The following is an 11,227-nucleotide window of genomic DNA, read 5'->3' as shown; positions in this document are numbered from 1 at the left end:
GTCTCCCGGCCCAAAATCGGGACGGGAGAATTTGAAAGTCGGGACGGGAGTTACGACAAATCGAGCGTGCCCAAACGAGTAATTCTCTGAGATTTGGTCCGAATTTTCGGATAAATCCAAGTTTTGTTTACTTGTTTTTATTAAATATTCGGCGTTACTAAAATGCTTTGTATCTGAGATTGCATAATATGGTCCCATTGTTAATTTGACGTGTTATTATCATGGGTCAAATCAGCTTAAAAAGCATTAGTATAACCTCGTGAAAGTCTTCGTTTTTCAACATGATCAGCAGCTTTTACAGCAGTTAGATTATCAATTTTCGGCCCGTGAAGAGTCACTAGAGGCTATTGCTGTCAATTTCGATGTCATTGGCGGTATGGTTGACCTTGAGGCACTGTTTGATCAGTACCAACCCAGTTACTTTCTGATAGTTGCACAATTGCCATTTTCAGCCGATGAGCTTGGTCGAAAGCAGTTTAAGTCGAATATCGAGCGTATTGAACGCTGTGCCAGAAACGCCGCAAAGCCGGTTATTTTCCTGTCATCGGCGATGGTGTTTGATGGCAAGAAATTGGGCTATAAAGAGACTGATCTCGCTTCACCCAATCATAATACCGCTAAGCTTTATCTAGAGTTAGAGAAGTTGATTAGCCGGCGCAGCAAGCAACACATTATTTTGCGTACCAGCTGGTTGTTTTGCCAACAGCCGCAAAACTTCATGACCAATGTTATCGATTATGCCTGCAATCACGACACTATCGGTCTGAACAGCGCGGGTAAAGGCTGCCCTACGGCTATGGCTGACTTAGCGCGTGTGCTGGTAGCGATGATGCTGCAGCTTGAGCTCACACAGGAGGCTTGGGGCACTTACCATTACAGCTGTTCTGACCCGGTGATTGGCTTTCAGTTTATCGAGTCGATTGTCGCGCAGGCCTCGCAGTTTGATGCGCGTTTAGTGCCCTCAGATATTCGTTTTGCGCATCTAGCCGACCCCTGCGACGCGTTTTATTTTGAGCCAGTGATACTCAAATGCGATAAAATACGCTCGGTGTTTGGCATTCATCAAAAAACATGGCGCAGTTATTTGTCCGACACTGTGAAACAGTACTTTGCGCAATCTCAATCCTCGGTAGAACCTATTTATGAGCGATAAAAAATCTTTACAAGTGGCGGTGCTAACCGTTTCTGATACCCGTGATGAAAGCAACGATACTTCTGGCGATTGCTTGGCCCAGCTTTTGGTGGAAGATGGTCATAGCGTCTATGCGCGACAGATTGTTAAGGATGATGTGTATCAGCTGCGCGCCACTGTGTCGGCTTGGATTGCGGACAATGATATTCAGGTCGTTATTACGACCGGCGGTACCGGCTTTTATAATCGCGACTCAACCCCAGAGGCCTTATCGGTGCTGTTTGATAAGCATATTGAGGGTTTCGGCGAGCTATTCCGGGCTTTATCTTACCAGGAGATTGGCACCTCAACTATTCAGTCACGTGCTTTCGCAGGCCTCGCCAATAAAACCGTGATTTTCTGTCTGCCAGGTTCAACCGGCGCCTGTAAAACTGCCTACCAAGGTGTGATTTCAGACCAACTAGACAGTACTCATAAGCCCTGTAATTTTATTGGTGCACTGGGCTGGTAAGACGAAGATTTAATCTACTAGTTGATACTGATTTTTCAGTATCGCGAGAATCTCAGCTTTAGGATCACTTGGAATATTTAATGTCTCGCCTGTAATTTTTTCAGCGATCGACCTGTAGGTATCTGAGACTTGTTGAATCACGCTGAGAGGTAGTTCGTTGTTTGCAGCAAGAGCTTTACGTTCTTCAAAACGGTCTTTATTGACTAGAATGTCTGGATCATCAAAGTAGTTTAATAGCAGCTGGCGAAATTCTTCTTTAGACTTCTCGACGACCTTGCCATTTCTATATTGTTCGCCATCCCAAATGCGCGAAGAATCCGGCGTGCCGACTTCATCCATGTAGATCAGTTTGTCATTACCCTGAGCGTCGGTAACATAGCCGAACTCAAATTTTGTGTCGACAAAGATTTGATCTTGCTGCGCTAGTGCCTCTTCAATGGTGGCAAAACCCTGACGTAATAAATGTTCGTAGTCATNAATATCGCTAGGCTTTAAAAAATTGAAGGCTTTGAAGTTATCTTCAATATTTTTACGGCTGATGTTGACGTCGTCTTGCTCAGGTACGCCTGCTAAGCCTTTCAGAATGCCCTTGGTAGATGGCGTGATTAATAGTTCTGCCAGCTTTTGATCTTTCTCTAATGCATTCGCTAAGGTGATGCCACAAAAATCCCTTTCACCCTTGGCGTATGCGCGCCACATAGAGCCGGTAATATATTGCCTAGCAATAGCCTCTATCATGATGGGGCGAGCTTTTTGCACAATCCAAACCAGTGGGTGAGGCGTGTCTAAAATATGGCTGTCGGCTAGACCTTGCTGTTTGAAAAGTTTGAACCAGTGGTTGGATATGGCATTTAAAGCTGCGCCTTTGCCAGGTACACCTGCAATGCCACCTTCACCTCGCCAGATACATTCAAATGCTGAGATACGGTCGGAGATGACCATCACTGCTAACTCACTATCAGCAGCTATGTTATATGCTTTTTGTTTGATTAGCCTAGCGCTGTCGGCTTTGCTTAACCAATAAACACTTCGAACTTTACCCGAGTGTACCGGTTTGTCGGTGCGAATAGGAAGGTCGTCATTAACCGATAATACACTGCCAAGCTCGCTTGCCATGGGGAGGGTCTCAATTGTGGCGGGAAGATTCAAATTTTACCTGAGCGCCGCTGATTTAGGCAACTGTATTTATAGGCTTGCAGCTCTGTTTCAACTATCGGCCTGCGCTTGAGGCTTGAATCGCATATTGTGATAATTTTTATGATGAATAAAACGAATCAACGAACTAAACGCACTGAGGGCTGAGTACGCAGAAGTGATGCTAAGGGTTGGCCTGACGCTGCTGCTCAAGTGCTTGCTGACCCTCAAGATAGCTTTTGCGTGCTTCTTCAAGTGCGCGGTCTTTAATCGGATCATTGGCTTCAGGCGCCTTGCTTTGAAAAGCTTTTACCGGCGGTGCATTAGGTGCATCAAATTTATCCCACGGCGCTCTACTGCCGATTTGGCCTGTGGCTAGGCCATAGCCGATTTGAGCCAGCAGCAGCATAGCTAAGCCGGCACGTAAGCTCAGCGAATAAAGGCCGCGATTGCCGGCGCCTTCATCTTTATAAACAAAAAAAAGGCTGCTAAACAAGCTGATAACAAGAATAACAAACGTAATAAGTATACTGAGTTTTATCATGATATTAACTTATCTTAGGCTGCTGCCTGAGCCGTGTAAAATATTGTGAATTGAGCGATAATGCAGCCCCATTATATTGAGTACCCTTTATGACAGCCATCAAATTTCGCTTAAATTGGAAGTTGACGTTATTTGTGCTGATATTCTTACCGCTTACAATGCGCTTGGGCTTTTGGCAATTAGATCGTGCGGAACAGAAGCGCCAAACCATAAATGAGTTTGAAACGCTGATTGCCTCAGAGCCGGTTAATCTAAATTACGCGGCAAATGCCGATTTGGCCGACTACCAGCCGATTCGCGTGTCCGGTCGCTTGCTGCCTGAAGCGTTTTTGCTCGACAATCAAGTCTATGCGGGTCAAGTTGGCTATGAAGTTGTGCAGCCGCTAGTATTTGATTTAGCCTCGCCAATGCAGGACGCTACAAAAGCCACTGCGGCAGTGTTTGTCTCTAGGGGCTTTATTGCGGCAACACAAAGCAGAGATATTCTGCCAGAGATCAAAACCCCTGCTTTTAACGTACAAATTGACGGTTATGCATATCAGCCTCGCCGCAACAGCTTGTTGGCAGATTATCGCGATGAGCAATTACTGCAGCGTGGCGGTAAACAAGTGGTTCAGCAATTAGACGTTGAAAATTTATACACGCTTTGGGCGAACAATGATAAAATCTCGCACCCTTTTTTGGCACCTGCATTGTCAAACATGGTAATTCGCCTAGATCGTCAATCACCATTTTTGTTTGCTAGCCATTGGCAGCTGGTTAACAACACGCCTGAAAAGCATATTGGCTATGCGATTCAATGGTTTTTGTTGGCAAGCTTATTGGCTGTGCTGTTCGTATGGGCCAGCGTGGCAAGAGAAAATTAACGGCAACTGATTTATGACTGTTTCTGCTCAACAACTTCGTCGTCAGCGCATCGAGCTGATTTTACTGTTTGCCCTGCCGATTCTCGGCACCTTGTTAATGACCGGTTACTATTATTTCGTTGTCGATCGCAGTGAAGGTTTAGGTACGCATAATAAGGGTGAGNTAATTAGCCCGCCTAAGCCAACTACTGAATTATCGTTGCGGGCAGATGGTCAGCCTTATAGTTTTGCCGATGATTCGGGCAAATGGACCTTTCTAGTGCTTGGCAATGCTGATTGTGCTGAGCGTTGTCAGCAGAAATTATACCTTACCCGTCAAATTCGTGAGGCCTTAGGTAAGTACAGACTGCGTGTTCGTACCGTATATCTGTCGCAACAGGCAGAACAAAGTGAGCAGCTTCAGCAGCTGCTGCAAGGTGAATATCAAGCGCATCAATTGATTACAGTTGATCGCGATAGTTTTCAGTCATGGGCTAATCAGCAGACGCCGATGCTTAGCGATATTGAAGCCGCTCATGACGTTAGTTTTTATGTTTTAGATCCGGCCGGCTGGCTTATGATGTTTTATAGCGATGCCCACAATTATAAGCAAGTCATCTCGGATATGAAGTTTCTGATAAAAAACTCGTAGGTGCTGGTGATGTCTTACTCAGATACTGTCGAAACTCAAACGGCCAGTAGTCTGGCCGCCAAGCTGGCTTTATTCGCGATATTTGCCGCTTTCGTAGTGATCGCCTTTGGCGCTTTTACGCGGCTGGCAGATGCGGGTTTAGGCTGCCCGGACTGGCCCACTTGTTATGGCTATGTGTTATGGCCTGAAACCGAGGCACAAATTCAGCAAGCTAATGCGATATATGCTGAAACTCCAGTTGAATCGGATAAGACCTGGCCGGAGCAGGTGCACCGATTATTTGCTTCAAGTCTCGGTTTTATTGCCCTGTTGTTGTTTGGCTTAGCCTTCAGACAGAGCAAGGATAGGCAGCAAAAACTGATTATGTCGACAGTGGTTGGTTGTCTACTATTGGCCTTGGTGATAAAAATCGCTTTGAAAATGCAATGGGATTATGGCGCTGAAGCGATGCATGATATTTATGATGTTGTCGCGGGGCTGGTGGTGCTGGCAGCATTCGCGGTAATTGCCGTTTGCGCAAAACTATTCGATTCAACCCCCGCGGCATTAAAGCTCAGTACATTTTTAGTGGCGCTAGTAATATTACAGGGTTTGTTTGGCATGTGGACCGTGACCTTAAAAGTCTGGCCGCAAGTGGTCACATTACACCTATTGGGTGGTTTCAGTGTCGTCTCGGTTATATGGATACTCTATCAGCGTTTGCGGGGCCAGCATTGGCAGCTGCCGACCTTGCAGTTGCAGCAATTAATGCGCGTCAAACCCTGGGCAAAGCTTGGCTTAACGGTAGTGCTGTTGCAAATTGCCTTAGGAGGTTGGACAACCTCAAATTACGCAGCAGTAGCTTGCCCTGATTTGCCGACCTGTCAGTCAGCTTGGTGGCCGGCAATGGACTTTGTGAAAGGCTTCAATATCTTGCAGGAGATCGGCCCCAATTATCTTGGTGGGCAAATGGAAAATGAGGCGCGCGTCGCAATTCATATGGCGCATCGCATTGGCGCGATTATTACTAGCGCTTTTTTACTGCTATTATTTGTAAAACTCTTAGCGGTGAAGGCCGAGCTTGTGTCGCGATCTGCTTATATTATGTTGTTTGTGTTGATTGCGCAGCTAGTGCTTGGCTTGAGTAATATTATTTTTCACTTCCCGTTGAATGTGGCGGTTTTGCATAATGCTGTTGGTGCAGTACTGTTGCTGGTGCTGGTGAACTTAAATTACCGTCTAGCAAGTGCGCAAGCTCAACCTTAGTTGGAGAAATATATGACTGATGCAGCGATGACTGAATCAGTGAGTTGGCGAGATTATTACGAATTAACCAAGCCGAATGTGGTGTTGTTAATGTTGTTAACCTCAGTCATAGGCATGTTTATGGCTGCCGATGGCATGGTCGCATGGTCGGTCTTATGTTGGGGTAATCTTGGTATTGCGCTCTGTGCGGGATCTGCTGCAGCGGTCAATCATTTGGTCGATCAGCGTATAGACTCGGTTATGGCGCGCACGCAAAATCGCCCTGTAGCTACCGGAAAAATTCCTACCTTGCATGCCATTATTTTTGCCTCAGTTTTAGGGCTTGCTGGCATGGCCATGTTGATCGCACTGATCAACCCATTAACCGCATGGCTAACTTTGGCATCATTGTTGGGTTATGCAGTGGTTTATACCTTATGGTTAAAGCGTGCAACACCGCAAAACATTGTTATCGGTGGCTTAGCCGGTGCAGCGCCGCCCTTACTGGGTTGGACCGCTGTCACCAACTCGATTGATGGTCACGGTTTACTGTTGGTTATGATCATATTTGCCTGGACGCCGCCACACTTTTGGGCCTTGGCTATTCACCGCAAAGAAGAGTATGCCAAGGTTGATGTACCAATGTTGCCGGTAACGCATGGTGATCAGTATACGCGCTTACATATTTTGCTTTATACCATCATTATGTTTGTGGTGACCTTGCTGCCCTTTGCTACGCGCATGAGTGGCTGGCTGTATTTACTTGGTGCCGTGATCTTGGGTATCGGTTTTTTATACTGGGCTATTGTGCTTCTGCGCGGCAATAATCCAAAAGCGCCCATGGAAACCTTTAAATATTCTATTATCTATCTAATGGCCTTATTTTTAGTGATGCTGCTAGACCATTGGTTGGTGCCACCTCTTCCTGAAAATGTCGTTATTGGCATTGAGTTGTTTTAATTTTCTTTTGCCGCTGCGGTATTTATAACTATGCAAGATTCTCAACGACGAGGCATTGTCAAAACGCTGGTAATAGTAGGATGTATTATTACCGCCTCGCTTGGCCTATTTGTTAACAAACTGCTCACGCCAGCTTCCTTGAGTAAAGACCAGCTGCGTGAAAAAGGTGTCTATTTATTTGAAAAGCCTCGTCTGCTAAATGATTTTAGTTTACTTGATCAGCAAGCAGTGCCATTTTCCAAAGCGGATCTACAAGGTAAGTGGACCCTGGTGTTTTTTGGTTTTACCCATTGCCCGGATATTTGCCCCACCACGTTGGCGGTGTTGCATCAGTTTTATCAATCGATGAAGCAGCAGCCTGATCACAGAGTACTGTTAGATTCTACTCGAATTGTGTTGGCTTCTGTTGATCCTGCGCGCGATACACCAGAGGTGCTGAATGCCTATCTAGCCTATTTTAATCCAAGCTTTATTGGCCTAACGGGTGAGTTTATGCAGCTGTATAATTTTGCCAGCAACCTCAATGCGCCGTTCAAAAAGATTGTCCAGGGTGATGACTACACAATGGATCATTCAGCTTATATCTTTGTGTTAAATGATCGTGGTGATTACCAAGGTTTTATCAAGCCGCCGATTACCGTCGATGAACTAACACTGAAATATCCAGCGATACGTAAGCTTTATCCATAATGCATTGGATGTGGCACATTGATTTTTGCCGCTTATAAGCCGTATTTTCAGACGCTTATGTGAGGAAACTTTGCGTTTAAGATTGCTGGCGACAAAGTGATAGCAGCCATAGGCAAGCGGCAACGACCACAATAGTTGGCCCCGTCATCAGTTTGTCAAAGTAAATACTTATCGATAGCCCAAGTGCGCAAGCCAAGATAGCGATAATCGGTGATAGCGCTAACATCATGCCTGGGCTGCGAGCAAACGACCGGGCGGTTGCAGCGGGCATCAGCAAAAGCGTAGAAACCAGCAATACCCCCAGCAACTGTATGGCCAGCGCTATTAATGCAACCAGCATTAGCATCAGCAGTGCATTCATCACTTGCGTATTAACGCCTTCAGTTTTTGCTAATTCTTCATCTAAGCATAGCCGCACCAATGCTTGTCGGTGGTAAATCGTGATTGCAAGAATCGCGAGACTTAGCACAGCAGCAGGCCAAATGTCTGCTTTACTGGCTGCTAAAATATCGCCAAATAGTAATGCTTCAATAGAATATTGTTGCGGCAGCGCGCTCAGCGCCAGCAGCCCAAGCGCAAGGCTGGTTTGCGAAATAATCGCTAAGAATGTGTCTGAAGAAAGCTGTAGCTTTTGACTGAAGTGACTCAGTGCCAGTGCCACAATGAGTCCATAGAGCATCAGACCATACAAGGGGTGAACTGCCACAAGCAATGCCACAGATGTGCCTAATATCGCAGAGTGTGACAGAGCGTCTGCATAAAATGCCATACGGCGCCACACCACAAAGCAGCTTAGCAGGCCCGCACTTAGCGCTATGCAGGCGGTAATAATTAAGCTTGGGTAGATTAATTCAATGATCATGTTGGCAGCCGTCGTGATGTGAGCCGGCAATAACGTCGCCGTGCAGATCATGATGGTGGTCATGATGATGGGTATAGTGACGCAATGCTGCCATTTGTGCATCACCAAAAAGAGCTGAAAACTCATCACTGCTGGTAACGCTGTCCGGGTGGCCTTGGCAACAGATATGTTGGTTTAAACAAATAACGCGATCGGTGGTGGCCATTACATGGTGTAAGTCATGAGACACCATCAATACCGCGCATGGGTGGATGCGTCGAACATCATTAATCAATTCGTATAAGCGGTTTTGTCCGCTAATATCAACGCCTTGAGCGGGCTCATCTAACACCAGAATATCAGGAGCTTGCATTAAGGCACGCGCGAGCAAAACGCGCTGCCGTTCGCCGCCTGAAAGCTCGTGCATCGAATGTTTCAGCACATTTTGAATATTCAGTTGCATAAACAATTGTTGTTGCACAGTTGTCGATATTCGTGTGTTTTTAGAGTGGCCTAGGTGAATAAAATCGCCTGCCGATAACGGCATCAGTGTATTGAGTTGTAATCGCTGTGGCATATAGCCAAAGTGAAGCGCTTTATGGTGAATGATTTTTCCCTGTGTGGGCTTTTCCAGGCCAATCAATAGGCGTAACAGTGATGACTTACCGGCACCATTGGGTCCAACAATCGTTAAGATTTCATCTGTAGCTAAAGTCAGAGAAATATTCTCTAAGATGACTTTATGACCAATACGAAAATGTAGCGACTGCGCTTCAAGAATGTTAGGCATGATTAAGCTTCTTCTGGCATAGCTGTGGTATAGTAGAGGGATTATTACTAGGGTCAAGTTATGTTGTTAATAGGCGTCAGCACAAGAACGCTTTATCAAGTCTTTGCCAGTATCGGATTGTTGTTAAGTGGTTTTTTTTGCCAGTTTGTTTTCGCTTCCGAGGCCAAGCCATTATTTTCTATCCGGCCACTGGCCATCATATATGCCGAATTGGTTGACCAACAATTAGAGGAAGCGCAAGTACTGTTAAGTGCATCAAGCAATGTGCACGATTATCAATTTAGTATTGCTGACTTAAAACGTATCCAGTCGGCATCGACGTTTTACTGGTTGGGCGCAGAAGCTGAGCCAAAACTGGCTAAGCTGGCGGCTAATTATCCTCATAGCGCATGGGTATCCTTACAACAGCAGACACATGCATGGCTGGGTATGCAGCAACAGTTAGAGCTGATCGATAGTCTTGCAACGCAGCTGGCGCAGCAGACGCCATCACAGGCTGAACAAATCATGCAGCGTAAGATGCGTTTGGCGGCCGAATTGCAGGCGCAATATCAGAACGCCGCGGCTGAGTTTTCTCAAAATACCCAGGTGGTTCTGCTGCATTCTGCCTTTGCCCAGTGGCTGCGCGACCTATCCTTGCCCGAGCCCTTATACATTTCGCAATCATCTTCACATGGTCATCATCATCAGGGTGAAAAACAAAACCTACTAGTGCAACAGCGACTGGCAAACGGTGAGGTGGCATGTGTTGTTGAGGAGCCGGATATGGAATTAACTCAGCTCAGGCGTAAGTTTCCAAGCCTAAGCTTTATTAAGCTGTCGCCCATGGCAGCGCAAGCAGGGCTGGCGCCCGGTGAATGGTTGCAGTATTGGCGTCGTAACACGATGGCTTTGAAGGCATGCATATAAACCCGTCTGTATGAATAGGTAAGTTTAATTATGGCGCTATTTCCAGCGATCGAAGATGACGCAATTTTTTTATCACGCTCTGATGAGAGTGAAGTTTTAGCCTCTTATGCGGCTAATAGTTTTCAACTGGACGACTTTACTTGGCCAACGGTTGAGCACTATTTTCAAGCGATGAAGTTTGATGACCAACATTATCAGCGCAAGATCTCTTTAGCGCCCTCGGCGAAAAAAGCCAGGCAGCTTGGTCGTACACGCTTAAAAAAAATTCGCAAAGACTGGAAAACAACGCGCAAAATTATGATGACGCGTGCTGTGTATATTTCAGCGAGAACAAATCAAGCCGTCTATGATGCGCTGATGCAAACGGCAGATAAACAGATTATTGAAAGTAGCGCATACGACTATTATTGGGGCTGTGGTCGTGACCGACGCGGCGAGAATCAATACGGTAAGGTGTTAATGCAGGTCAGGGCGAAGTTACGTCAAGAGCAGCAGGCGGAGAGCTCAAGTTAAACTATGGCAAAGGTTTACTCAACTGAACACGGTCGTTTATGTCCCAAGTGCAGCGAGCCCCAGCATCAAGGCGCTTGTGCCACAGCAGCGACATCTGCGGTTGGCGATGGCCGGGTAAGAATTCAGCGTGAAACCAAGGGCCGAAAGGGTGCTGGCGTTACGCTAGTAACTGGCATACCGCTTGAGCTTCAGGCACTAAAAGCCCTGCATAAGCAGCTCAAGAAACGCTGCGGTGTTGGCGGTGCCATTAAGCAGGGGGTGCTTGAGTTTCAGGGCGATCAGCGCCAAGTGCTGCTAGCTGAACTGTCAAAAAAAGGCTGGGATGTAAAGATTTCAGGTGGCTAGTTGCTCCTGGTTTTTATCTGCTAACGAATAAATTAAGCGTAATATCTAGGAATATGTTTATGTCGACACAGGCGCCTGAGCAGAAACCGATTGTATTGGTTGATGGCTCCTCGTATTTGTACCGTGCATTTCATGCG

Annotated in this window: 14 protein-coding genes; 10 read left to right on the top strand and 4 right to left on the bottom strand. The window is 46.3% G+C overall.

Going from position 1 to position 11,227, the window contains the following annotated elements:
- Nucleotides 1–259 precede the first annotated feature (259 nt).
- Complete coding sequence (locus tag HRU21_06525; protein NRA41951.1) at nt 260–1,153, top strand: sugar nucleotide-binding protein; 894 nt, start codon at nt 260–262, stop codon at nt 1,151–1,153.
- Nucleotides 1,143–1,643: a molybdenum cofactor biosynthesis protein B gene (gene moaB, locus HRU21_06520; protein NRA41950.1), complete on the top strand. Its 501-nt coding sequence runs from the start codon at nt 1,143–1,145 to the stop codon at nt 1,641–1,643. Before HRU21_06525 ends, moaB begins: the two co-directional genes overlap by 11 nt.
- Before the next feature lie 9 nt (nt 1,644–1,652).
- Here moaB and HRU21_06515 read toward each other — a convergent pair whose 3' ends face one another.
- Nucleotides 1,653–2,759: a phosphoribosylaminoimidazolesuccinocarboxamide synthase gene (locus HRU21_06515; GenBank protein ID NRA41949.1), complete on the bottom strand. Its 1,107-nt coding sequence runs from the start codon at nt 2,757–2,759 to the stop codon at nt 1,653–1,655.
- 202 nt (nt 2,760–2,961) lie between these two features.
- The gene (locus tag HRU21_06510) at nt 2,962–3,321 is read right to left on the bottom strand and encodes a DUF2909 domain-containing protein (protein ID NRA41948.1); all 360 of its coding nucleotides are present in this window, start codon (nt 3,319–3,321) and stop codon (nt 2,962–2,964) included.
- 89 nt (nt 3,322–3,410) lie between these two features.
- Here HRU21_06510 and HRU21_06505 point away from each other — a divergent pair, with 89 nt between their 5' ends.
- From HRU21_06505 to HRU21_06485, 5 genes are all read left to right on the top strand, one after another.
- A complete protein-coding gene (locus tag HRU21_06505; protein ID NRA41947.1) occupies nt 3,411–4,187 on the top strand; it encodes an SURF1 family protein in 777 nt (258 codons plus the stop codon).
- 13 nt (nt 4,188–4,200) lie between these two features.
- Nucleotides 4,201–4,818 (top strand): hypothetical protein, encoded by a 618-nt coding sequence (locus HRU21_06500; protein NRA41946.1) that lies wholly within the window; start codon nt 4,201–4,203, stop codon nt 4,816–4,818.
- 9 nt (nt 4,819–4,827) lie between these two features.
- Nucleotides 4,828–6,063 (top strand): COX15/CtaA family protein, encoded by a 1,236-nt coding sequence (locus HRU21_06495; protein NRA41945.1) that lies wholly within the window; start codon nt 4,828–4,830, stop codon nt 6,061–6,063.
- A gap of 27 nt (nt 6,064–6,090) precedes the next feature.
- Complete coding sequence (locus HRU21_06490; protein NRA41944.1) at nt 6,091–7,002, top strand: protoheme IX farnesyltransferase; 912 nt, start codon at nt 6,091–6,093, stop codon at nt 7,000–7,002.
- Between the two features lie 30 nt (nt 7,003–7,032).
- Entirely contained in the window at nt 7,033–7,692 is a 660-nt protein-coding gene (locus tag HRU21_06485; GenBank protein NRA41943.1) for an SCO family protein, read from the top strand.
- A gap of 76 nt (nt 7,693–7,768) precedes the next feature.
- On the opposite strand, the gene HRU21_06480 is transcribed toward HRU21_06485, so the two are convergent.
- Nucleotides 7,769–8,554 (bottom strand): metal ABC transporter permease, encoded by a 786-nt coding sequence (locus tag HRU21_06480; GenBank protein ID NRA41942.1) that lies wholly within the window; start codon nt 8,552–8,554, stop codon nt 7,769–7,771.
- Entirely contained in the window at nt 8,544–9,323 is a 780-nt protein-coding gene (locus HRU21_06475; GenBank protein ID NRA41941.1) for a metal ABC transporter ATP-binding protein, read from the bottom strand. The genes HRU21_06480 and HRU21_06475 overlap by 11 nt, the downstream gene beginning before the upstream one ends.
- 60 nt (nt 9,324–9,383) lie before the next feature.
- Here HRU21_06475 and HRU21_06470 point away from each other — a divergent pair, with 60 nt between their 5' ends.
- Genes HRU21_06470 through HRU21_06460 form a run of 3 tightly spaced genes read left to right on the top strand, consistent with a single transcriptional unit; the run spans nt 9,384 to nt 11,090 of the window.
- Nucleotides 9,384–10,232 carry a zinc ABC transporter substrate-binding protein gene (locus HRU21_06470; protein ID NRA41940.1) on the top strand — a complete coding sequence of 283 codons (849 nt, stop codon included), beginning with the start codon at nt 9,384–9,386 and terminating at the stop codon, nt 10,230–10,232.
- Nucleotides 10,233–10,262: 30 nt separating this feature from the next.
- Nucleotides 10,263–10,745 (top strand): NADAR family protein, encoded by a 483-nt coding sequence (locus tag HRU21_06465; protein NRA41939.1) that lies wholly within the window; start codon nt 10,263–10,265, stop codon nt 10,743–10,745.
- Between the two features lie 3 nt (nt 10,746–10,748).
- A complete protein-coding gene (locus tag HRU21_06460; GenBank protein ID NRA41938.1) occupies nt 10,749–11,090 on the top strand; it encodes a stress response translation initiation inhibitor YciH in 342 nt (113 codons plus the stop codon).
- Nucleotides 11,091–11,227 lie beyond the last annotated feature (137 nt).

Source organism: Pseudomonadales bacterium (assembly GCA_013215025.1).
Classification (GTDB): domain Bacteria; phylum Pseudomonadota; class Gammaproteobacteria; order Pseudomonadales; family DT-91; genus DT-91.
This window is presented reverse-complemented; position numbering and strand designations above follow the sequence as displayed.